Annotated in this window: 25 protein-coding genes; 16 read left to right on the top strand and 9 right to left on the bottom strand. The window is 39.4% G+C overall.

Annotated elements, in window-relative coordinates; genetic code table 11:
• The first annotated feature begins 168 nt into the window (after window positions 1-168).
• Genes accD through PHY84_RS01585 form a run of 7 tightly spaced genes read left to right on the top strand, consistent with a single transcriptional unit; the run spans window position 169 to window position 5,518 of the window.
• Entirely contained in the window at window positions 169-1,014 is an 846-nt protein-coding gene (gene accD, locus PHY84_RS01615; protein ID WP_299857031.1) for an acetyl-CoA carboxylase, carboxyltransferase subunit beta, read from the top strand.
• On the top strand, window positions 1,014-1,577 hold the full coding sequence (locus PHY84_RS01610) for a thiamine phosphate synthase (protein ID WP_299857028.1): 564 nt from the start codon (window positions 1,014-1,016) through the stop codon (window positions 1,575-1,577). Before accD ends, PHY84_RS01610 begins: the two co-directional genes overlap by 1 nt.
• On the top strand, window positions 1,574-2,032 hold the full coding sequence (locus PHY84_RS01605) for a 23S rRNA (pseudouridine(1915)-N(3))-methyltransferase RlmH (protein WP_299857026.1): 459 nt from the start codon (window positions 1,574-1,576) through the stop codon (window positions 2,030-2,032). Before PHY84_RS01610 ends, PHY84_RS01605 begins: the two co-directional genes overlap by 4 nt.
• 13 nt (window positions 2,033-2,045) lie before the next feature.
• The gene (gene dksA / locus PHY84_RS01600; protein WP_299857024.1) at window positions 2,046-2,396 is read left to right on the top strand and encodes an RNA polymerase-binding protein DksA; all 351 of its coding nucleotides are present in this window, start codon (window positions 2,046-2,048) and stop codon (window positions 2,394-2,396) included.
• A 12-nt stretch (window positions 2,397-2,408) separates the two neighbouring features.
• Entirely contained in the window at window positions 2,409-3,425 is a 1,017-nt protein-coding gene (locus PHY84_RS01595) for a hypothetical protein (protein ID WP_299857022.1), read from the top strand.
• A 6-nt stretch (window positions 3,426-3,431) separates the two neighbouring features.
• The gene (gene dusB, locus PHY84_RS01590; RefSeq protein WP_299857020.1) at window positions 3,432-4,388 is read left to right on the top strand and encodes a tRNA dihydrouridine synthase DusB; all 957 of its coding nucleotides are present in this window, start codon (window positions 3,432-3,434) and stop codon (window positions 4,386-4,388) included.
• Window positions 4,385-5,518 carry a hypothetical protein gene (locus tag PHY84_RS01585; RefSeq protein ID WP_299857018.1) on the top strand — a complete coding sequence of 378 codons (1,134 nt, stop codon included), beginning with the start codon at window positions 4,385-4,387 and terminating at the stop codon, window positions 5,516-5,518. The genes dusB and PHY84_RS01585 overlap by 4 nt, the downstream gene beginning before the upstream one ends.
• Before the next feature lie 9 nt (window positions 5,519-5,527).
• Here PHY84_RS01585 and PHY84_RS01580 read toward each other — a convergent pair whose 3' ends face one another.
• From PHY84_RS01580 to PHY84_RS01570, 3 genes are read right to left on the bottom strand one after another with little or no spacing between them, the layout of a single operon-like run.
• Window positions 5,528-6,418 carry a hypothetical protein gene (locus tag PHY84_RS01580; RefSeq protein WP_299857016.1) on the bottom strand — a complete coding sequence of 297 codons (891 nt, stop codon included), beginning with the start codon at window positions 6,416-6,418 and terminating at the stop codon, window positions 5,528-5,530.
• Window positions 6,415-6,735, bottom strand: a complete 321-nt coding sequence (fliN, locus tag PHY84_RS01575) for a flagellar motor switch protein FliN (protein WP_299857037.1) — start codon at window positions 6,733-6,735, stop codon at window positions 6,415-6,417. Before fliN ends, PHY84_RS01580 begins: the two co-directional genes overlap by 4 nt.
• Window positions 6,736-6,750: 15 nt before the next feature.
• On the bottom strand, window positions 6,751-7,173 hold the full coding sequence (locus PHY84_RS01570) for a chemotaxis protein CheX (protein WP_299857014.1): 423 nt from the start codon (window positions 7,171-7,173) through the stop codon (window positions 6,751-6,753).
• Between the two features lie 130 nt (window positions 7,174-7,303).
• Between PHY84_RS01570 and PHY84_RS01565 the strand changes: the two genes are divergently transcribed.
• Window positions 7,304-8,035 carry a sulfite exporter TauE/SafE family protein gene (locus PHY84_RS01565; RefSeq protein WP_299857012.1) on the top strand — a complete coding sequence of 244 codons (732 nt, stop codon included), beginning with the start codon at window positions 7,304-7,306 and terminating at the stop codon, window positions 8,033-8,035.
• A gap of 12 nt (window positions 8,036-8,047) precedes the next feature.
• Entirely contained in the window at window positions 8,048-10,876 is a 2,829-nt protein-coding gene (uvrA, locus tag PHY84_RS01560; RefSeq protein WP_299857010.1) for an excinuclease ABC subunit UvrA, read from the top strand.
• 164 nt (window positions 10,877-11,040) lie between these two features.
• Here the strand turns inward: uvrA and PHY84_RS01555 are convergent, their stop codons facing one another.
• The 4 genes from PHY84_RS01555 to PHY84_RS01540 all read right to left on the bottom strand — a co-directional run bounded on the left by PHY84_RS01555 (window position 11,041) and on the right by PHY84_RS01540 (window position 14,120).
• Window positions 11,041-11,715 (bottom strand): YggS family pyridoxal phosphate-dependent enzyme, encoded by a 675-nt coding sequence (locus PHY84_RS01555; protein ID WP_299857008.1) that lies wholly within the window; start codon window positions 11,713-11,715, stop codon window positions 11,041-11,043.
• Window positions 11,716-11,718: 3 nt separating this feature from the next.
• Window positions 11,719-12,771 (bottom strand): RIP metalloprotease RseP, encoded by a 1,053-nt coding sequence (gene rseP, locus PHY84_RS01550; protein WP_299857006.1) that lies wholly within the window; start codon window positions 12,769-12,771, stop codon window positions 11,719-11,721.
• Window positions 12,768-13,322 carry a CDP-diacylglycerol--glycerol-3-phosphate 3-phosphatidyltransferase gene (pgsA, locus tag PHY84_RS01545; RefSeq protein ID WP_299857004.1) on the bottom strand — a complete coding sequence of 185 codons (555 nt, stop codon included), beginning with the start codon at window positions 13,320-13,322 and terminating at the stop codon, window positions 12,768-12,770. The genes rseP and pgsA overlap by 4 nt, the downstream gene beginning before the upstream one ends.
• 66 nt (window positions 13,323-13,388) lie before the next feature.
• Window positions 13,389-14,120 (bottom strand): molybdopterin-binding protein, encoded by a 732-nt coding sequence (locus tag PHY84_RS01540; RefSeq protein ID WP_299857002.1) that lies wholly within the window; start codon window positions 14,118-14,120, stop codon window positions 13,389-13,391.
• A 60-nt stretch (window positions 14,121-14,180) separates the two neighbouring features.
• Here PHY84_RS01540 and PHY84_RS01535 point away from each other — a divergent pair, with 60 nt between their 5' ends.
• Together PHY84_RS01535 and adk are read left to right on the top strand one after the other, a co-directional pair.
• Window positions 14,181-14,471 carry a hypothetical protein gene (locus tag PHY84_RS01535; RefSeq protein ID WP_299857000.1) on the top strand — a complete coding sequence of 97 codons (291 nt, stop codon included), beginning with the start codon at window positions 14,181-14,183 and terminating at the stop codon, window positions 14,469-14,471.
• A 60-nt stretch (window positions 14,472-14,531) separates the two neighbouring features.
• Entirely contained in the window at window positions 14,532-15,179 is a 648-nt protein-coding gene (gene adk / locus PHY84_RS01530) for an adenylate kinase (protein WP_299856998.1), read from the top strand.
• Window positions 15,180-15,201: 22 nt separating this feature from the next.
• On the opposite strand, the gene PHY84_RS01525 is transcribed toward adk, so the two are convergent.
• Together PHY84_RS01525 and aspS are read right to left on the bottom strand one after the other, a co-directional pair.
• Complete coding sequence (locus PHY84_RS01525) at window positions 15,202-15,771, bottom strand: adenylate kinase (RefSeq protein ID WP_299856996.1); 570 nt, start codon at window positions 15,769-15,771, stop codon at window positions 15,202-15,204.
• A gap of 1 nt (window position 15,772) precedes the next feature.
• The gene (gene aspS, locus PHY84_RS01520) at window positions 15,773-17,515 is read right to left on the bottom strand and encodes an aspartate--tRNA ligase (protein WP_299856994.1); all 1,743 of its coding nucleotides are present in this window, start codon (window positions 17,513-17,515) and stop codon (window positions 15,773-15,775) included.
• 122 nt (window positions 17,516-17,637) lie between these two features.
• Here aspS and PHY84_RS01515 point away from each other — a divergent pair, with 122 nt between their 5' ends.
• The 5 genes from PHY84_RS01515 (at window position 17,638) to PHY84_RS01495 (ending at window position 22,869) form a co-directional block, all read left to right on the top strand.
• The gene (locus PHY84_RS01515; protein WP_299856992.1) at window positions 17,638-18,492 is read left to right on the top strand and encodes an NAD(+)/NADH kinase; all 855 of its coding nucleotides are present in this window, start codon (window positions 17,638-17,640) and stop codon (window positions 18,490-18,492) included.
• On the top strand, window positions 18,489-20,036 hold the full coding sequence (locus PHY84_RS01510; RefSeq protein WP_299856990.1) for an ATPase: 1,548 nt from the start codon (window positions 18,489-18,491) through the stop codon (window positions 20,034-20,036). The genes PHY84_RS01515 and PHY84_RS01510 overlap by 4 nt, the downstream gene beginning before the upstream one ends.
• Window positions 20,033-20,809 carry a TatD family hydrolase gene (locus PHY84_RS01505; RefSeq protein ID WP_299856988.1) on the top strand — a complete coding sequence of 259 codons (777 nt, stop codon included), beginning with the start codon at window positions 20,033-20,035 and terminating at the stop codon, window positions 20,807-20,809. The genes PHY84_RS01510 and PHY84_RS01505 overlap by 4 nt, the downstream gene beginning before the upstream one ends.
• Window positions 20,810-20,886: 77 nt before the next feature.
• Window positions 20,887-22,008: a lytic transglycosylase domain-containing protein gene (locus tag PHY84_RS01500; protein ID WP_299856986.1), complete on the top strand. Its 1,122-nt coding sequence runs from the start codon at window positions 20,887-20,889 to the stop codon at window positions 22,006-22,008.
• A 51-nt stretch (window positions 22,009-22,059) separates the two neighbouring features.
• Window positions 22,060-22,869, top strand: a complete 810-nt coding sequence (locus PHY84_RS01495) for a septal ring lytic transglycosylase RlpA family protein (protein ID WP_299856984.1) — start codon at window positions 22,060-22,062, stop codon at window positions 22,867-22,869.
• Window positions 22,870-22,871 lie beyond the last annotated feature (2 nt).

The following is a 22,871-nucleotide window of genomic DNA, read 5'->3' as shown; positions in this document are numbered from 1 at the left end:
AAATCCTTACCAACATAGCCAATATCCATAAAAATCTCAAGACTTCAAAGGAATTACAACATCTTGTCGCTGTTATCGGTGCTTACACCAAAAAAGAGCTGGGTTTTATGTGCGAAAGTTGAGTAATTTTGTTATAATTCGAGCCATTAATTATACAAAGGATGTTTTTTGAACCTCTTAAGCATTTTTTCCAGAAACAAAAATATAAAAGAGCCAGTAAAAAGCGAGGCACCTGCGCACTGGGTAAAGTGTAAATCATGCGAATCTCTGATGTACTATAAAGAGGTTGAAAACCAAAAGCATGTCTGTCCAAAATGCGGCTACCATATCCGTATAGGTGTAAAAGAGAGAATTGAACTTTTAGCTGACGAAGGTACTTTTGTAGAGTATGACGCAAACCTAAAACCGGTTGACCCTCTTCGCTTTAGTGATAAGATGCCATATACAAAAAGACTTGAAGAGGCACATACCAAAACCGGCAAAAACTCCTCTGTTGTAAGCGGTGAGTGCAAAATGAACGGTGTAGAAGCTCAAATCGTTATCTTCGACTTTGCATTTATGGGCGGCTCTTTAGGCTCTGTTGAGGGAGAAAAAATTGTACGTGCGGTTGAGCGTGCCATAGAGAAAAATCAGGGGCTTGTAATTTTAAGTGCCAGCGGCGGTGCAAGAATGCAGGAGAGTACTTTTTCTCTTATGCAAATGAGCAAAACTTCAGCGGCTTTAGCAAAACTTGCAACATATAACCTACCGTATATATCAGTTTTAACAGACCCTACAATGGGTGGTGTAAGTGCCTCTTTTGCAACACTCGGCGATATTATTATCGCTGAACCTGGTGCACTTGTCGGTTTTGCAGGACAAAGGGTAATTGAGCAGACAATCGGTTCCGCACTTCCTGATGGATTTCAACGTGCAGAATTTTTGCTTGAAAAAGGCTCTATTGATATGATTGTCAACAGAAACGACCTTAAAAAAACACTTTCAGACCTTCTGACACTCCTTAAAGTTGCGTAATGCGGCTTTATGCGCTTTGCGATCAAGAACTCTTAGACAAAAAAGGGCTTTTGCTTGAAGATTTTATCGAAATAGCCAAGCAAAAAAAAGCAGAAATTCTCCAATACCGCAATAAAAGCGCAGATATCGCATTTATCAAACAACAACTTATCAAAATCAGAAAATCATATGATGGCTTTTTAATTGTAAATGATGCCTACGAGCTTGTAGAATTTTGCGACGGCGTTCATGTCGGGCAAGAGGATTTAATGACTATCGACAAGGATATATTTACGGCAGTAAAAATTCTTAGAGAAGTTGTCGGTAAAGATAAAATTATCGGTATATCAACACATAACGAAGAGGAAGTGTTGCAAGCCAACAAGATGGATTTAAACTATATAGGTTTAGGCGCATATAGAGACACTACAACAAAAAGTGATGTAAGCACAGTACTTGGCAACAAACTCGACAAGATTGCTTCTCTATCCAAGCATCAAGTTGCTGCCATAGGCGGAGTGCGGGAGAGCGATACTTTTATGCATGTTGCTTATCATGTAATTGGAAGCGGACTTATTTCGTGAATATTGAGATTATTTCTATAGCGAAAAAAGAGCATTCAACCTACGACCCTCTCTACAAAGAGCTGACAAAGATGATTTCTCGCTTTGCAAAAGTGCAAGATTTAGAACTTTTTAACAAAGATGTAACAAAAGCACACACTCTCTCACCGGAAGCCTCAAAAGCGGCTTATTCAAAGCTTTTAGAACCGTATATACCCAAGGGATATAACATAATATTGCATCCTGAGGGAAAATTAATCGACAGTTATGAATTTAGTAAGCTATTAGATGGTAAAATTGCGATTAAATTTTTCATAGGTGGTGCCTATGGCTTTGAAGAGAGCTTCCTGAAAAAAGGAGACTCTGTTATAAGTTTAGGAAATATCACCATGAGTCATAAGATTGCCAAAGCAGTTTTACTCGAACAAATTTATAGAGGATTTTCGCTGCTAAGCAACCATCCATACCACAAATAAAGAAGGAAAGTAAGTGCAAGAGAGTGAATTAAAGTATTTTAAAGAGATACTTGAAGGTAGAAAAGAGCAAATTCTCAAAAACATCAAAGGTGTCAATGATGAGTTGAACCAACTGAGCACTTTAGAGTTAAACGATGAGGGTGATTATGCATCGGTAGATAACTCGTCAATGGTTGAGAGCGCAATAGTACATCAGCAAGAGCAAGAGCTAAGAGAGATAAACGTTGTGCTTGGCAAAATTGCATCAGGCGAGTATGGAATATGTGAAATGTGTGAAGATCCTATAGGTTTTCAAAGATTAAAAGTAAAGCCTCATGCCATATATTGCATTGATTGCAGAGAAATAGTAGAAAAATCTAAATAAAAGGAAATAGATATGCACTTAAAAAAATATACGATTGCTTCGTTTTTGTTAATAATTCTTGTTGGCTGGTATGTTTATGCATTCGTTACTCAAGGGAGCATGAGCATTGATATTTTTGGCTTAGTACTGCCGCCTCTATCTATTGCTGCTTTAGTTGTATTACCTATGGTACTTTTATATGTTGCAAGCGTACTTCATATGTCATTTTACTCTTTAATGGGTGTTTTGAAACTTCGCAAATATGAAAAAGATCATGAAAAGATGGTTGACTCTATCATAGACGCATATCTTGGAAAAGAGAACCGTTTCCACTCTTTTAAAACACAAAAATACAAACTCTTGGGTTCTCTGGTAGATAATGCAACTATTTTCCCAACTGCTGAGTTTAATGCCGAAGTTGATAATAAAAAAATAAATGATGTCTTAAACATTATTAGCAGCATAAGAAATGGTGAAGTTGCCGATCTTAGAAAATATTCTCTCCCGTCTTCCAACGCAATTGTGATTCAAAATGAAAGAAACAGATATAAAAAAGGTATTTTAAGTGCTGAAGATATTCTCAGTTCTCCAAATAGGTATGATACAAGTTTATGCAAAGAGGTTTACGTGGACTTTGTTAAAAAAGCACCATTGCAAACTATAGAAAAATATAAAAATGCACTCACAAAAGAGGCTCTTTTTGCAATACTCTCCAGAATTAATGCAAATAGTGATACGCTAGTTGTTTCTAACGAAGTTCTTGTCTCTCTTTTTAAGAGTATGAAACTTAACAGAAATGAGTATATTGATGCATCAAAAACACTTGCAAAAGCGATGCTTCCGGAGCAGAGAATAAAACTTTTTGAAATACTCGGCAATGATGATGAAGCAGCGGTAGAGGCTTACCTTTTCACTCTTTTTGATTTGGAAATGTTAACACCTGCAAAAGAGTTTCTTGATGCTTCCGCTTCTGATGAGTATGCACGCTTTAGAGCATACAGTGCGCTAAGAGCATCTGGCAAATATTTTGATATCAACCTTTTTATCTAGTGTCAAATGAGAAAGACAAAACTCTCATTTGATACTCCTATATATGTTTTAGCACCATTAGCCGGTTATACGGATTTACCTTTTAGAAGTGTCGTAAAAAAGTTTGGAGCCGATTTAACAGTCAGCGAGATGCTTAGCTCCAACGCTTTGGTTCACGGCTCTTCAAAAACTCTCTCCATGATAGAAAAAAGTCCAAACGAAGATCCTTACTCTGTACAGATTGCCGGTGCAGAAGTTGATGTTATAAAACAAGCAGTTGAAATCCTTAACGAGCAAGGCGGAATAGACGTTATTGACCTTAACTGTGGCTGTCCCGTGCCAAAGATAGTGGGGCATGGAAGCGGAAGTTCGCTTCTTTTAAATCTGCCTCTTATGGGAAATATTATCAGAACTATGAAAGATACTTCCAACAAAGAGTTTACAAGCGTAAAGATTCGACTTGGATTTGAAAAAAAGAACCATATCGAAATCGCAAAGGTAGTTGAAGATAGCGGAGCTGATTTTTTGGCTGTTCATGGCAGAACTCGTGCCGGAAAATTTAAAGCAGCGGTTGATTATGATGCTATCAAAGAGATAAAAGAAGCCGTAAAAATTCCTGTGATTGCCAATGGAGACATAGACTCTTACGAGAAAGCAAAATGGGTACTAGAGCATACCGGTGCCGATGGTATCATGATAGGCAGGGGAGCAGTTGGCGCACCTTGGATTTTTCATCAACTCAAATCAGGCACAAAAGAAATTGACAAAAATATCAAGCATGCTATAATCCTGGAACATTTTGATAAGATGATTGAATTTTATGGCTCTTATGGAGTTGTAATGTTTCGAAAGCATCTGCATACCTACTCTAAAGGCTACAGCGGTGCTTCAGCACTAAGAGTTAGGATTAATCACATCGTTGACCCTTATGAATGCCGCAGTATGATAGATGATTTTTTTAGTAATAGCGAGATAGTTTGTTGAAAATAAGTAAATCAATTAAAACATTGGATGAGAGTGATATAGGAGATAACCTACTTCACTATGATTACAATATAAATTATCTACTCTCTTTAATTAAAAAAGGGGTAAGTGAAGATGACCAACATTTTTTAAGCTCTTACCGCTCTTTTGAAGGGGAAGTTTTTGAAAATTTTGTTTATGAAAAACTTCTTATGTATGCGGCAAACAGTGATGATATTGAAAAATTTGTTCTTAAAGGGTTTCATCAAGACAAGATAAAATCTCATGCAAACACTCTCTCTATCAGCGAAAAACAGCAGATTGTCTATAGAACTAAAAGCAGAGAGATTAGTGAATTTGATGCTATGTTTATTACAAAAGACAATGAACTCTATTTCGTTGAGATGACGCTTGTCAAATCAGTACTCAAACTTAGAAAAAGACTTCGAAAGAAAAAAGCTCTCTTGGAAATTATCTTTCCAAACTACGAGATTAAAGCGCTTATCATACTTAACGAAGGTGCAACCGGTGTGAGACAACTTCCATCATACTGTAGTGTTTGGCTTACAAATGAGTTTTCTGCCAAAGGCGTTCTTGAGCATATTGTTGCCACCGATACAAAAAAACTTCAACCAAAAAAGAGAGTTAAATCTGAAAAGATGATAGAAGCACATACGCTAAAACTCCATCCTTTTCGATACTACAACACTATATCTTGGATTACAAAAATGCTCAGGGCTCATAAAAAATATGTACTTGATATCAATTTTTTAATGAGCCAAAAAGTTCAAAGATACCACGATTTGTACAATAAATTTTATATTGGTTATATTTTAGCCTCAGAGATGAGAGAAGAGCTAAACCTTGACAAAAGTATCAGGGACGACCATAAAGTGATTGTAGCGCTAGAGAAAAAGCACTCTGACGAGATTGTTGTTACCTACTATGTGCAACAGACGCGTAAGATTTTATTTCTCTACTCATATGATGATAGCGGCAAAATTGTCAAAGAGAAAAAAGACCCTTATGGCATAACAGTCACAGAGGTATATCATGTCAACAAGATGATGGATGAGCACTACTTCTTAAACCGCGCCAATATTGAGACGATTAAAAAGCTTTTAGAAGAGAAGACAAACCCTCAAGATTAAAGGGTGCTTCTAAAGTTCATAAGAGATGGAAGCGGCTTTCTCTTTATAAATTCTAAGCGACTCTTGGTGCTTGTCATCGTTATTTAAAAAGTTTTCAAGCTCTTTATGTCTGTTTTGTAAAATCGCATTGAAATCATCCTCTGTAACAGGCTTGTCTCCGCTGAATTTGTCAAGTAAAATATTGCTTTTCCCCATCAAAACAAGATAGCTCTGTTCACCAAAATCAAGCATAACAACACTATTGTCGCTATTAAGCGCTTTTTGAAATCTGATGGTTACATTCTGCGCATAGGCGCTGCTTGGTACAGAATGTACCTCTTTTTTCTCTTCTAAATTGCTCTCTTGAAAGAGCCAAGAAGATTGTGTCTGTTTCGTTTGAGGCTGAACGACTCTTTTTTTGATATAAAAGAGAATCGCAATCCCTGCAACTAAAATAGCAATAACAAGGTAATAGCTTCCGGCGAGATCATTGCTCTTTTTTGTCGGAAGAGATGCGAGTTCATCAGCAGAAACATCGTTTGTCTCACTGCTGTTTTGAACTGCCGATGGAGTGGCAAAACGGAGCCTTAACCCATAAGAATCTGATGTTTTAGAAGCCTGCAATGCGACATTTGGCGGAATCTCCGCAACGATTTGCGTATGGTCATTCATAGGTGTGATGGCGATAGAACGGATAAACTTTGAAGCAAGCTGCTTTACTTTTGAAGATTCAATAGAAGCATCCTCAAGTTTAATTGTCAAAATCGAGTTGGTCGTGTTTTGTTTAATCACTCCATTGTAAGGGGTGTCAAAAGTAATCATCACATCAACTCTGTCTGTTCTGTCATAGATGTTATAGCTGAGTATCTTTGCAGCATGCAGTAAAAAAGGAACGGTTAAAATAAGTAGAAGTTTTATCATGGTTTTTCTTTTGAGAGGTGGTATAAAACAGCGCTGGAATCTAAAACCTCATTGATACGGATGGCAAGATTTTTTTCATAGACCATTACCTCACCTCTGCCTAAAATACGACCATTGACGTAAGATTCAACACTCTCTCCAGCAGGTTTTTTCAAATCAATAATAGAACCTTTTTTAAGTTGCAGTATCTCCCCAAGCGTTAGCTCAGTTTCACCCAAATCAGATGTAAACTCAACTTCCATATCAAGCAGCCCCGAATAATCCATCCATGAAAGCTCTGTTTCAGGGTCAAAAGACTCATCCTTGACTCCGTATATATGTCTCTTTTTCAATTATATTTCCTTGATAGCAAGAATCATTGCATCATTTTGAACTTTAAGAATTTTTGCCTTATCGTACGCTACATCAAATAAACCTATCTTTTCAAAGTTGGGCGTACGCAGAGTAAAGGCGTACTGAGGCTCTCTTTGTGATAGAACTTTTGCACTGCCGACAATCAGATTGGCAGTCTCAAGCACCATATCCACAAGCGTCTCTTCATCACTCGCATCCTCTTCCAAAAGAGCGGCGGCAACCCTTTGTGCAAAATCAAGTGTTGCCCCGATATAAACTCTCTGTTTTTTCCCGCCAAGCAACTCTATATCGATAGAAGCAATAACTGTTCTCATTTCACTGATATCATCAACCATTTCATACGGAACTCTTATTTGGTGGATACAAAAATTTTGTGAAGCTTCTATAATTATATTTAACATTCTCTAGCCCTTGTTTGGATGATTATACTTGATTGAATCTCAAAGTAAAATTAAACTCTCTTATAATGGGAGCTTGGGAGGCGGGTTTGATTTGGTATAAGATGCTATAATTCGCAAAAAAGTTAAGACAATGATAGAATTGATACTTTTAGGTGTCGGTGTCGGCATACTCTCTGGTTTTTTTGGAATCGGCGGAGGGACTGTTTTGGTGCCGCTGCTTTTGCTTCTGGGGCATCAAATCAAGGATGCTATCGGAATTTCAATCGTACAGATGGTTTTTAGTTCTATCTATGGAAGCTATCTAAATAATAAAAAGAACAATCTTGATGTTCCTTTGGTGTTTGCTATTGGGATAGGCGGCTTTTGCGGTGCGATGTTTAGCGGTTTTATAGCTTCCAGCGTGGACGATAGAGTGCTTGAGATTATCTTTTTATCTTTTGCATTTTTTGCTCTAGTGCGACTTTTTTTTAAAACAACGGCAGGACGAGTGCAAAAAAGTGTACACAAAGGGATTTTGTTTGCTATTGGTGTCGTTTTAGGAACTGTAAGTATGCTTATCGGTGTTGGCGGCAGCATTCTTCTTGTGCCGATTTTGGTTACTTTTTTGCATGTAGATCTTAAAAAAGCTATCGCCGCCGGGCTATTTTTTGTCATATTCTCCTCTGTAGCGGGTTTGATATCGCACACGCTCAGCAGAGAGATAGATTTTTTCAGCGGTTCGGTTATCGGGATTGCTTCTTTCGCCGGCGTTGCTTTGGGGATACACTTCAAAGACAAAATCGATGCGGGAATGCAAAAAAAACTTTTAGTGACTTTTTATCTTTTGATTGTGTTATATCTGGCACAAAGAGTATTCTTATAAAACGGAGCAAAAATGAAAAATAGAGATGTAATCAAAATAACGGGTGCAAGAGAAAATAACCTAAAAAATATATCGCTTGAGATACCAAAAAATCAACTCGTTGTCTTTACGGGGCTAAGTGGAAGCGGCAAATCGACACTTGCTTTCGATACACTTTATGCAGAAGGGCAAAGACGCTATATGGAGTCGCTCTCCTCGTATGCGAGACAGTTTCTTGACCGTGTCGGCAAACCTGATGTGGACAAGATAGAGGGGCTTACTCCTGCTATTGCCATCGACCAAAAAACAACTTCTAAAAATCCCCGTTCAACCGTTGGAACTATCACAGAGATTTATGACTATCTAAGACTTCTTTATGCTCGCATAGGCGTACAGCACTGCCATAAATGTAACAAAGAGATATCACAGATGAGTGCATCCGACATTATAGGCGAGGTTCTAAAACTTCCCAATGGGGCAAAACTTGTACTCTTAGCTCCAATCGTAAATGAAAAAAAAGGCTCATATGCCGATGTGCTGGAATCGCTTGTGCATAAAGGGTATGTGCGCGCCATGATAGATGGGGTGATGGTGCGTCTGGATGAGGAGATAGAGCTTAGCAAAACCAAAAAACATACTATTAAAGTGGTCATTGACAGGGTTGTCGTGAGTGAGGAAAATAGAGAACGTATCGCAGCGGATGTAGAAAAAGCACTCAAAGAGAGTTACGGAGAGCTTGAAATAGAGATACTCAACCACGAGGAACTTGGGCTTCACCGCTCGCAAATCCACTATAGCGAACACAACGCTTGTTTTGACTGTAAGGTAAGTTTTGACCCGCTGGAGCCGCTATCTTTTTCTTTTAACTCCCCAAAAGGGGCATGCAGGGAGTGTGACGGGCTTGGGCTTCGCTATGCGCTTGACCATGACAAGATTATAGACGTGGATTTGTCGGTGGAAAAGGGTGCAGTCAAAATAATCTACGGCTTTAACAAAGGATACTATTTTACATTTTTAAAGGGCTTTTGTGAACATAACAAAATAGACACGAATACCCCTTACTCAGATTTGCCTGATTACCAAAAAAAGGGGATTTTGCACGGCGGTATTGATGAAGTGAGTTTTCTTTGGAAGGGTCATGAAGTCAAAAGAGTTTGGCCCGGTATCGTAAAAATCGCTTATGATATGTTTAAAGACGAAAAAGAGCTATCCGACTACATGAGCGAAAAGGTATGCAGTGTTTGCGGCGGACATAGACTCAAAAGAGAGTCTCTTGCCGTAAAGGTGGCTGATAAAGGTATAGCCGATATCTTAGATATGCCCATCTCCAAAAGCTATGAGTGGTTTGAAAAGAGAGACAACTTTAGCTACCTTAAAGCACAAAATGTCCAGATATCCGCTCCAATCTTAAATGAGATACGAGAGAGACTCTACTTTTTACATGATGTTGGACTTGGTTATATTACCTTGGGGCGTGATGCGAGAACCATCAGCGGCGGGGAGGCACAGCGCATCCGTATCGCTTCACAAATCGGCAGCGGTTTGACCGGTGTTTTGTATGTACTTGACGAGCCTAGCATCGGGCTTCATGAGAGAGACACGCTAAAACTTATCCGCACGCTTAGAAGCTTACAGGAGAAGGGAAACAGTGTTATCGTGGTCGAACATGACAAAGAGACGATAGAGAGTGCCGATTTTGTGGTCGATATCGGAGCAGGGGCAGGAAAGTTTGGCGGAGAGGTTGTTTTTGCCGGAACTCTTGACAAGCTAAAAAAAGCCAAAACACTCACAGCTGACTATCTTTACGGCAGAAAAAAGATTGAGTATTTTTACAGAAGAGCACAAGAGAACTACATTGAGATAAAAAATGTTACATTAAATAATATCAAAAATCTTAGCCTCAAAATCCCGCTTAACAACTTTGTCTGCATCACGGGTGTAAGCGGGAGCGGAAAAAGTTCTCTGATACTCCAAACACTGCTGCCAACGGCACGAGAACTGCTTAACCATGCCAGAAAAGTAAATAAAGTCGCAGGCGTGGAGATAGAAGGTCTTGAGCAGGTCGATAAGGTTATCTACCTAGACCAAAGCCCTATAGGACGCACACCACGCTCCAACCCTGCAACCTACACAGGGCTTATGGATGAGATAAGAAATCTTTTTGAGCAGACAAAAGAGGCGCAGATACGTGGCTACACAAGCTCACGATTTAGCTTCAATGTCAAAGGTGGGAGATGCGAAAAGTGCCAAGGCGAGGGCGAAAACAAGATTGAGATGCACTTTTTACCAGATATCATGGTCAAATGCGACACATGTCATGGCAGAAGATACAACCAACAGACTTTAGAAGTTTTCTACAAAGGCAAAAATATCTCAGATGTACTTAACATGAGCGTGGAAGAGGCGTATGAGTTTTTCAAAGCGATTCCAAAGATTAACCAGATACTCTCGACACTTGTTGATGTCGGTCTTGGCTATATCACGCTTGGGCAAAATGCCATTACACTCTCAGGCGGTGAGGCACAGAGAATCAAACTAAGCAAAGAGCTAAGCCGAAAGGACACAGGCAAAACGCTCTATATCTTGGATGAGCCGACAACGGGACTGCACTTTGCCGATGTTGACAGACTTACAGGCGTACTTCATAAGTTTGTAGAACTTGGGAACTCGGTTCTTATCATCGAACATAATCTTGACATGATTAAAAATGCGGACTATATCATCGATATGGGGCCAGAAGGCGGGAGCGGGGGCGGTTTGGTTATCGCCGAGGGGTCTCCGGAAGATGTGGCACAAAGCTACAAAACTACAGGAAGTTATACGGGAGAGTATCTTGTAAAAGAGCTTTTGCTTCATAAGTAGAAAACAAAGGTAGCGTGTCTGGTAGGGCACGTACACAAACTATTTTTTCTTGCATAACTCAGTTTTTTGTTCGTGGTGAGCTTGTCGAACCATAAACAAAACACCCTTTGAGAGACTCAGGGCGAACGTTATTATATTTTCGAATTAGAGGTTATACAAGAAGTCTATTTGTTAAACATTATAGAGCCGAGGCGTACCATGTTGGAACCACATTCGATGGCGAGTTCAAAATCCCCGCTCATACCCATAGAACAGATGGTTGCACCTTCTAACTGTTTGTAGATGTTATATGTAGTCTCAAAACTATTTTTTATCACCGCTTTATCATCTGTATGCGCACCGATACTCATAACGCCCTTTAGACGGATATTTGGGCATTCTGCTTTTATCTGATTGTAGATTGCAATGGCATCTTCAGGCATCACGCCGTGTTTGGACTCCTCTTTTGCAGAGTTTATCTGTAGCAGTGCATCAAGTGTTATCTCTCTTGCTTCTAGCTTTTTTTGAAGCTCAAGTGCTAGTTCCAGCGAATCAAGCCCCTGAAAAAGAGCAGGGTTTATGTCAAGCAGGTTGTTGATTTTGTTTTTTTGCAGATTTCCCACAAAGTGCCACTCAAGCGGCAGCTCTTCAAGCTCGCTGCTTTTTGCTCTCAAATCTTGTACTTTGTTCTCTCCAAACGCCCTTTGACCTATCTCATAGAGTGCTTTTATCTCATCTGCGGTGGAGTATTTGCTGATAGCTACAATCTTGACTATATGCTTCTCATCAAAGCGCATTCTGGCAAACTCAACTCTTCTAATCACATCATCTATATAAAGCTTATACTCTTCTTTGTTCATTTTTTATCCTATAAGTCTGTTGATATCGTTATAAAGCCCAAGCCCCATAAGCCCTATGAGTATAACCCATCCTGCAATGGTGAGTTTTAGCATAATCTCCTCATTTACCTCTCGTCTAAATAGAAATTCATAGAGGTTAAACATAATGTGTCCGCCGTCAAGTGCGGGGATGGGGAGAAGGTTGAGGACTCCGAGGTTTACAGAGATAAGTGCGGCAAAAAAGAGTACACTCATCCATCCTGCATCTGTCGCATCTGATGTAAGTTTGACGATGGAGATAACGCCGCCAAGCTCATTTGCCGGCACTTCGCCAAAGAGTAGTTTTTTAAGCCCCGTAAATATAAGAGTGGAAGCGTGGATGGTTTGATTTGTTGCGTAAGAGAACGTCTCTTCAAGACCGAGCGAGAGCTTGTGCGTTACTCCCGCACTTCCTATGCCTATCATCTTTTTCTCGATAACTTCATTAAACATATTTGTTGTCTGGGTGATTTTTGGCGTAACGGCTATAAAGTGTATGTAACCGGCTCTCTCAACCTCAAAGCTAAGTACTCCATCTGCATGTTCAATAATCTCTGCCATCTCTTCCCATTTTGTTATAGCCGTGCCGTTGATAGAGCGGATGGTGTCGTTTGTCTCAATTCCTGCCACAAATGCTGGAGAGTCTTTGACTATCTGACCGATAACCGGAGAGAGGATATTTGGTCCGCCAAGAGCGATAAAAAGATAGAGAATAAAAGCTAAAACAAAATTTGCAAGCGGTCCCGCAAAGAGGATAAACATCTTTTGCAACGGTGTTTTGACATTGTAGCTGTCGGCGTCATAGCTTTTTTTTGTCGGGTCGCTGTCATCTTGTCCCTTCATCTTGACATAGCCGCCAAGCGGGATGAGTGCAAGCCTCCACTCGTTGCCCCACTTATGAAAAGAGGCAACTTTTGCGCCAAAACCAATGCTAAAAACCTCTACCTTTACACCCATTCTGCGGGCTGCAAGGTAGTGTCCAAGCTCATGAAAAAAGATAAGTGCCGAGAGAACTAGAAGCGATACTAAAAAACTCATGCTTTTTTAACTCCCAAAAGTGCAGCCCTAAATCCCCAAAGATACTCAAAGCCAGAATAGAGTGTGAGTGCAACCGCAAGCCATAAAAGCTCCTGTGCAAATTGCCAGTGCATCAGTAAAAAACCGATAGCAAACATCTGCACAACCGTTTTGACCTTGCCGCTCCATGAAGCCTTGACGTCCAGCCCCTCACTCACCGCAACGGTACGAATACCAGTGATAAAAAGCTCACGGATGATGATTATATAGATAGCCCACGCACTCGCCTCGCCGACCATCATTAGTCCCAAAAATGCGGCGATGGTAAGCATCTTGTCCGCAAGCGGGTCTATAATGGCTCCAAGCATAGTCATCTGATTCCACTCTCTTGCGATATAGCCGTCAAAAAAGTCCGTAACGCTTGCAAGAACGAAAATTAAAGCCGCAAAATAGTAGTTCCATGAAACATGATAGCCGTTCTGTGTAAAATAGTCCGGATTTAAAATGACCCAAAACATAATAGGTGCTAAAAGGATGCGCAAAAACGCTAGTGTATTTGGAAGATTTAGCAAAAAGAGCCTTCTTTTTTCGCGTATTTTAACCTTTTGGCTCTTAATCCCATATTACGCAAGAAAACACTAGATTAATTCATACTCTATGTTTTGTTTTTTCAAAAAATCCTCAAAAAGATGAAAGTATTTTTCCACATAAATCTTATCTGTAGAGCAGAGCGATATTTCAACAGATGCTTTTTTATCTCGCAACATCGGCAAAGAGGAGAGTTCTATATCTTTTGGAACTTCTTGCATAATATCTATTAGTGTATTTTCGCTCGTTTTTGCAAAAAGCGTAAGCCTGTGTTTTTTGACACTTTTACTAAAAAACTTCTCTATAACAGCCCTAAGCATCGGGTGTGACATCTCCGGAAAGCCGGGGGTAAAAAAATATCTGTCCTGTAGTGAAAAACCGGACATATTGTTAATGGGATTAAAAAGAAGCTCTGCATTTTGCGGTAAATCTGCCATATAAATCCTGTGCGGATAAGCATCTTTTCCAAATCGTTCTAAGATATCTTGTTCAAATTTTTTATGTCTCTGAAGCTCTTTGGCAGTAAAAACCTCCGCCGCAACAGCTCTTGTCAAATCATCAGGAGTTGCTCCGATACCGCCAAAAGAGAACATTACACCATCTGCATCATCTTTGATAAAGTTATATGTTTTTCGGATTAAGTTTTCATCATCTTTTATAACAAATGAGGCAAAAAGCTCATGTCCATATTTTTGAAGCTCATTTTTTAAAAATTCAAAATGTTTGTCAATCCTGCGACCGTTGAGTATTTCACTTCCTATAATGCACGCATAAAAGTTCATTTTTTAATCCACCGCTTTATCTTTTTTAAGTATTATACTGAAAACATTTAAGGATACAAGATGTCGTACGCACAGCAGTTAGAAGAGTTGATTACAAAAAGTGTTATTCCTGATATTGACGAGAGATTGGATGAGATTTTTCAAGAGATAGCAGATAACAAAGATGCAAGCGAAGAAGCAAAAGAAGAGATAGAGGAGCTTAGAGAGTTTAAGGCAGATTTGCAAGATGTTCTTGATGATATAGCAAGCGGTGATATTGAAGAAGATGAGTGTAAAGAGCTGATTGACGATATCTTAGAGGCTCAAAACGGCGGAGACGATGATGATTTTGGATTTGAAGATGAAGAGTAAAAATAGCTGATTTTAACCTCTGTTTCCATATAATACCAAAAAAAAGAGCTAGGATAGAAAATGAGAATAATACTACTAGGCGCTCCGGGTGCGGGCAAGGGTACGCAGGCGCAATTTTTGACAAAAAGATATAACATTGTGCAAATCTCTACAGGTGATATGCTTCGCGCCGCTATCAAAGCGGGGACTGAAATGGGTAAAATGGCAAAAGCGGCGATGGATGCGGGTAAGCTTGTAACCGATGATATCATCATAGGTCTCGTAAAGGACAGAATTGCTGAAGATGACTGCAAAAACGGTTATTTGCTGGATGGTTTTCCACGCACACTCGCTCAAGCCGATGCCGTAACAAATGCAGGTATAAACATAGATGCAGTTATAGAGATAGACGTTCCTGATGCCGAGATAGTAAAAAGAATGTCCGGCCGTCGTGCACATTTGGCATCGGGAAGAACTTACCATATCATATTTAACCCGCCAAAAGTTGAGGGCAAAGATGATACAACTGGTGAAGATTTGGTTCAAAGAGACGACGATAAAGAAGAGGTTGTACTTGATAGGCTAAAAGTATATCATGAACAGACAAAACCGCTTATAGGCTACTACAAAGAGCAAGCAGCAAAAAATCCTAAAATTACATACATTACAGTTGACGGTACCTTAAACATCGCTGATGTTGAAGCAGCTATCATTGCAAAACTAGGATAATTGAACCTTTAAAAGGGTTCAATTATATTTTTGACTTTATAAAATTTTCCATCTCCAAAACTATCTCTTCTATAGTTCGCTCACCATCTATCGTATGTAAAAGATTTTTACCGCTATAAAATGTTTTGATAGCATCAAGAGGCTCTGTGTAAACTTTCATGCGGTTGTTAAAAACCTCTACCTTGTCATCCTCGCCGCGAGAGCGTCCTAAAACTCTCTCTTTTGCGGTATCTTCACTTACATACACCTCTATAACACTGCAAAGTTCTAGTGATAAGTCTGCTGCGAGGTAGTCATCTAACGCACCGAGCTGCTCCATGCTTCTAGGGTATCCATCTATAATAATAACGGGAGTAGGGGCATTTTTGATGGCGTTTACTATGGTTTCTATGGCTATTTTTATGGGAACGATAAGACCTTTAGAGATATAGCTCTCTATTTCGGTTCCAAGGGTAGAGCCGCTTGCAACTTCTGCTCTTAGCATATCGCCCGTAGAGTAATGTGTTACTCCGCTGTTTTGCTTGGCGATTAACTCCGCATCTGTTGTCTTACCGGAGCCGGGTGCTCCGATGATTAAAAATAGCTTTTTCATACTATCTTATTTTTATATGTAAATCTCTAAGCTGAGTAGCATCTACTTCACTCGGTGCTTTTGTCAAGATACAAGAAGCTTTTTGCGTTTTAGGGAATGCTATAACATCACGAATGCTTGATTTTTTAGAGATTAGCATCATAAGTCTATCAAACCCAATAGCAAAACCGCCGTGCGGAGGTGCACCAAACTTAAGAGCGTCAAGTAAGAATCCGAACTTCTCTTTTGCTTCCTCTTCGCCGATACCGAGAAGTTTGAAAATCTCCTCTTGCATCTCCTCTTTATGAATACGGATACTTCCACCGCCAAGCTCTGTACCGTTTAAAACAATGTCATAAGCGATAGAATCTATCTCCTCAACATCGTCTTTATCTGTATCTTTTGGCTGTGTAAAAGGGTGGTGAAGTGCTTTAACTCTTCCGTCTTCAACTTCAAACATAGGGAAGTCAACAACCCAAACAAACTCATAGGCATCTTTGTCAACAAGATTCATCTTCTCATGTTCTGCTATAAAGATTCTAAGACGACCCATGTAGTCCCAAACCGTCTTTTTATCTCCCGCACCGAAGAATACGACATCACCGACTTCCATACCGAGCCTCTCCACAAGAAGCGCAATATCCGCATCCGTAAAAAACTTGATAAGCGGACCTTTTAAACCGTCTTCTTTCATCTGGAAGTACCCAAGTCCCTGTGCACCAAACTGTCTTACAAAATCTTCAAAAGTTTTCATCTCTCTTTTAGAAAAAACCAAATCAGCTCCCGGAACTTTTAGAGCTTTTATGCGGTTTTTGTGCGGTTGTTTTGCGATATTTGTAAATATTTCATTGTCGCATCTCTCAAATATATCTATAACATCTACCATTTTAAGACCATATCTTAAGTCCGGTTTGTCTGAGCCGTACCACTCCATAGCATCTCTGTAAGCTATACGGTTAAACGGCGGTTTGATTTCAACACCGCATGCGCCAAACATCGCAACAAGGAGTTTTTCTGCAATGAGCATAACATCTTCTTGGTCGCAAAAGCTCATCTCGACATCTATCTGGGTAAACTCAGGTTGGCGATCTGCTCTTAAATCTTCATCTCTAAAACATTTCGCTATCTGGAAGTATCTGTCAAATCCGCCGACCATCAAAAGCTGTTTGAAAAGCTGCGGAGATTGCGGAAGTGCGTAAAATTCGCCGTTGTGCACACGTGAAGGCACTAGATAGTCTCTAGCGCCCTCCGGAGTTGATTTTGTTAAAATCGGAGTTTCAACTTCCAAAAAGCCGTTTTCATCCAAGATGTTTCTAGCCGCAATTGCCGCTTTAGAGCGAAGACGGAAAGTCTCATACATGGACGGGTCTCTAAGTTCTAAGTAACGATACTTAAGTCTTGTCTCTTCACCGACATTTTTATCGCCGATGACAAAAGGAACTGCCGCTGACTTGTTTTCTATGGTTAGTTCATCCACAACGATTTCAATCGCACCTGTTTTTAGACGAGGATTTGTCAAGCCTTCACCGCGAAGACGAACTTTGCCCTTTGCCACAAGAACAAACTCATCACGAACCATGCTCGCTGTTTTGTGAGAAGATGCGCTGTCTTCCGGGTCACATGTAAGCTGAATCAGACCGCTTTTGTCTCGTAAATCTATAAAAACGATTCCTCCATGGTCACGATAGCTATTTGCCCAACCTGCCAAAACAACGCTTTTGCCTACATCCGCTTCACTTAAATCTGTACAATAATGAGTTCTCATGAATAGTGAATCCTAAAATAATTTTTGCGGATTATATCTAAACTTCTCTTAGCCCATTTAAAACAGTGCCTATTTTTATGTATAATTTACAAAAAAGTTCAAAAAACTTAAGGACTTAATATTTGAAAAATCGAACAATTAAAAAAGTCGGTGTTGTTTTAAGACCATCTACGCCTGAACTCAGAGATGGTTATGAGAAACTGGAAACTATCTTTAAAAAATATACCATTGAGGTTTTGCTTGAGGGCGCAAGTGCGGCTATGATAGGGTTTGTCGGGCATGACTTTGAAACAATCTGTAAAGAAGCTGATTTTTTGGTAAGTTTCGGGGGTGATGGTACGCTTATATCTACCGTAAGAAGATCTTTTGACCATGATATCCCGATTCTCGGCATTCATGCGGGAAATCTCGGTTTTTTGACTGATTTGTCACTTGATGAACTTGACTCTTTTGTAAAAAAAATTACGCAAAACAGATATAGAGTGGATGAAAGGGCTGTTTTAGAAGCTACCGTAATAAAAAATGGACAAGAGTTCAAAATATACGCTTTTAACGATGTTGTTTTGACACGCACGCGTGTCTCCAATATGATACATGTTGAAGCGCTTGTTGATGGGCGCTCTTTTAACACCTACTATGGAGATGGTGTTGTCGTCTCCACTCCCACCGGCTCAACCGCATACAACCTCTCGGCAGGCGGACCCGTTCTTTTTCCTATGAGCAATGTTTTTGCCCTAACACCTATCTGCCCTCACTCTTTGACACAAAGACCTGTTGTACTTCCGGGGCGATTTACCATAGAAATGAAGACCTCGGAAGAGAGAGCTTTGATAATCATAGACGGACAGGATGTCCATGAACTTGGGCTTGGAGAGAGTGTTTATATAAAGCTCGCAGCAAAAACTATCAAGTTGATTCACAGAGAAGAGTATAACTATTTTGATGTTTTAAAAGAGAAGTTAAGGTGGGGCGAGTGATAGAGAGATTTTACCTCAAAGAGTATCTTAGTTTTAAAGAAGTTGCGATAGAGCCGAAAAATGGGCTTATCGTTTTCACAGGACCTAGCGGAAGCGGAAAGTCGATTTTGATGCACTCCATCCTCTCATCTTTTGGCTTGGCATCATGTGAAGCCGCTTTGTGTGAGGCAAGCGTCGCATGGGAGCTGGATGCACAAGAGTACGGCATAGAAGAGGATGATGTTTATATCTTTAAGCACCTAAAAAAAGAGAAATCAAGATACTTTATAAACAACCAAAATATCTCTAAAAAAAGCTTAAGCCTGCTTGCGTCAAACTACTTAAAACACCTCTCACTAAGAGATTTTAGTGATTTTGAAAATGAAAACCTGCTTCTGATTTTAGATAGCAGAATCCAAAAACACTCTCCTGAGATAGAAAAACTTAAGAGTGACTATAAAGATTTTTTCTTAGAGCATAAAAGAGTTAAAAAAGCGCTCTTCATCATAGAGGAAGAGCAAAAAAGAGTTACGGAGCTTAAAGAGTTTGCAGCTTTTGAAATTCAAAAAATCAGCGAGGTCAATCCAAAAGTATCGGAAGATGAAGAGCTTTTGGAGATAAAAAAAGAGCTCTCCAAAAAAGAGAAAGTTTTAGAGAGCATAACACGGGCAAATACTATTTTTGAGTATGAACACAGTGTTGTCGGTACACTTGAGTTGCTTGGTGTGGATAGTTCATCTTTTAACGATACGATGAACGAGTTAAGAGCGGTAATGGAGAGTGCGCAAGAACGCTTTGAGATGTTAGAAGATGTAAATGTTGAAGAGGTTTTAAACCGTCTTGAGGTACTTAGTGAACTAAAAAGAAGATACGGCAGCATAGAAGACGCGATTAGATATAAAGAGCAAAAGATTCAAGAGCTTGAAAAGTACGAAAATATAGAGATGACAAAAGGGGATTTGGAGCAGCAAGAGGCATCTTTGGCAAAAAAAGTCAAAGAGCTTTCGCAAAAGCTGACACAACTGCGCCATGCAGAGATAGGTCTGTTTGAGCGTGATTTGAACCGATATCTCAACGAACTCTACCTTCGTGATGCCAAAGTTGAAATAATCCAAAAAGAGCTTGATATTTTTGGAAAAGATGAGATAGCACTTAAGCTTCATGGTACGGATTTGCAAAAGATAAGCACGGGAGAGTTTAACAGACTTCGTCTTGGGGTTTTAGCACTCAAATCAGAGTGTATGAACAAAGAGGGCGGTGTGTTGATGCTTGATGAGATAGATGCAAACCTAAGCGGTGAAGAGTCGATGAGTGTTGCAAAAGTGCTAAGGGGTCTCTCAAAGCATTTTCAGATATTTGTTATCTCTCACCAGCCACAACTCACATCTATGGGTAACCAGCACTTTTTAGTATATAAAAAAGAGGGGACTTCCTACGTAAAAGAGTTAAATTTTGATGAACGCTCGCAAGAGGTAGCAAGAATCATCAGCGGCGAGAGGATTACAGAAGAGGCAAAAGGATTTGCCAAAGAGCTGCTTTTGCTTTGCCAAGGAGAAAATATATGATAGTTGACACACATGTACATCTCGACGATGTAAGATACAATGATGATTTGGATATGGTTTTGCAAAGAGCCAGAGAGGGTGGGGTTAGACGTTTTATCATCCCTGGAGCAGACCCGAAAAATCTTTCAAGAGCCGTTGCCATAGCCGAGGCAAACAGCGACGTTTATTTTGCCGTTGGCGTACATCCTTATGATATGGATGCTTTTGATACGCTTGATTTTGAAGCATATATAAACCATCCAAAGTGCGTTGCAGTGGGCGAGTGCGGACTTGATTACTTTAGACTTGAGGGAAGTGATGAGGAGAGGGAGAGAGAAAAAAAGAGACAAAAAGAGATTTTTCTCTCTCAAATAGAGATGGCAAAAAAGTATAAAAAGCCCATAATTGTGCATATAAGAGACGCTTCAAGAGATGCAAAAGAGATTTTGCTTTCAAGCGATGCGAACGAAGTCGGCGGTGTTTTACACTGCTACAATGCCGATGAAGAGTTGCTAGTTTTGGCAAAAAACGGATTTTATTTCGGCATAGGAGGAGTTGTTACTTTTAGCAATGCAAAAAAACTTCTTCAAGTGTTACCAAAAATCCCACTTGAAAAACTTCTCATAGAAACCGATGCTCCTTATCTTACGCCTATGCCCCACAGGGGAGAGCGAAATGAGCCTTTTTATACAACTTTTATTTTAAAAAAAATAGCTGCATTGCTAGAGACGAAAGAGGAAAAAATCGAAGAAATAACTACAAAAAATGCACTTAAACTTTTTAATATTTCCTAATATCAAATAGCGCTCTTTTTTTATTTGGGTTATTTAGCTAAACTTTAAGATTCAATTTATGAAAAGGAGCTGCAAATTTGAGATATATTATTCTATTTTTACTCCCTCTTTTACTCAGTGCAAATCTCACTTACCTTACAAATCAAACCAAAGAAATAGCTATATTAGAATCTTTTGACATAGAAGCCTCTTTTTTATATGACCCAATTATGAATGAGATGAAAAACAGCAAAAGAGATATTTATGATGAAGAAAATTTTTTTCAGGCAATGGACGAAGCACATCTTTTTATCCCTACGGTAAAAAACATTTTGGCAGAGCATGGCGTACCTCCGGAGTTTCTTTTTTTGGCAATGGCAGAATCAAGTTTTTCAACTAGAGCCTATTCGGTTAAAAAAGCTTCCGGTTTTTGGCAGTTTATGCCTGAAACAGGGAAGCTTTATGGCTTGATAATAGATCAGTATGTGGATGAGAGAAGAGATGTGATTAAATCAACCGAAGCGGCTGCAAAATATCTCACTGCTTTGTATGAGAAGTTTGGCAAATGGTATCTTGCCGCTCTTGCCTTTAACTGTGGGGAAGGAAGGGTTGCGAATGCTATCCGTAGAGCAAAAAGCGATGATCTTTTGGTTTTACTTGATTCCAAAGAGAAGTATATTCCAAGGGAGAGCAGGCTTTATATAAGAAAAATTCTCTCGCTTGCGCTAATGGGGAATGATGAACAATTTTTACACGACAGTGAGTACGATTATCTACTCAACAGGGCTAATGCGTTTGCGATTGCAACAGTAGAAGTTCCAAGAGGAGAGTCTCTGACGAGAGTTTCTAAGCTTATTGAGATTCCGCTGCCGGAGCTGCAAAAACTCAACAAACATCTCAAATATGATTTTGCTCCTCCAAATGCGAATGAATATGCAATCTATATTCCATATGTAAAACTCTCTGACTTTAAGCAGAAGTACGTTCCGCAAAAGATGCAAAATTTCTATAAAGTTCATGTGGTTGCCAAAGGTGAAAGTCTTTATACTATAGGAAAAAAATACAACGTTAGCCAAAACGTGATTAAAGATTTTAATGCGCTTAAAGATAATAAATTGAGTTTTAATCAAAAACTTATCATTCCTATAGCACAGAGAGTAGCATCTGCGAGAGAAATTGGTAAAGAATTTGCTTTTTATACTAAATATAAAAGTGCTTGAAATACTTTTTTTGGTAATATAAGAGTTCTATTTTAACTGAAGATAAGATAAATGGGTAAACTCTCTCTCGTTGTAGCGTTGCTGTTGATGCTTTTAACCGGCTGTAGTTCAAGAAGCAAAAGCAGCTATACTGTGCCATCTCAGACACAGAGTTACCCTGAAGATCAAAATTCTTACAATAGCATCGTAGATAAAAAAGATTATCACCATCCGACCATGAAGCCATATGAAATCAGGGGTATCAAATATTACCCTACGGTGGTGCAAGTAGGTGATATTTTTCATGGAAATGCAAGCTGGTATGGTCCTGATTTTCACGGCAAATCAACTTCAAACGGTGAAACATACAATATGTACGATATGACAGCAGCACACAAAACACTGCCGATGAATACAGTTGTAAAGGTTACAAATAAAAATAACGGCAAAAGTACTGTTGTGCGTATTAACGACAGAGGTCCTTTTGTGGAAACAAGAATTATTGATTTATCAAACACTGCGGCACGCAATATAGATATGGTAGGTGCCGGAACTGCTCCTGTAAAAGTTGAAGTTCTTGGTTTTCACTCCAAATCAAAGAGAGATATTCCTCTGCTTCAAGATTTGAAAGATACACCTCAAGATCAGATTATCGATGGGTTTGCTCTTCAAATCGGCTCTTTTGCAAGGTTTGAGGGTGCAGTTGCAACACAAAAAAAATATAACAACACGGACGGTTACAAAACAATCATAAAAGATGTACAGACAAATAACGGACGCTTATTTAGAGTATGGCTCAAAGGTTTTAGAAGCGAACAAGAAGCAAGAGACTACAAGGCGCTTGGAAACTTTCAAGGCTCATTTATAGTTAGAGAGGATTAAAA

Source organism: Sulfurimonas sp. (assembly GCF_028694605.1).
Lineage (GTDB): Bacteria > Campylobacterota > Campylobacteria > Campylobacterales > Sulfurimonadaceae > Sulfurimonas.
The sequence above is the reverse complement of the archived record's forward strand: the minus strand, read 5'-3'. Positions and strand labels throughout refer to the sequence as shown.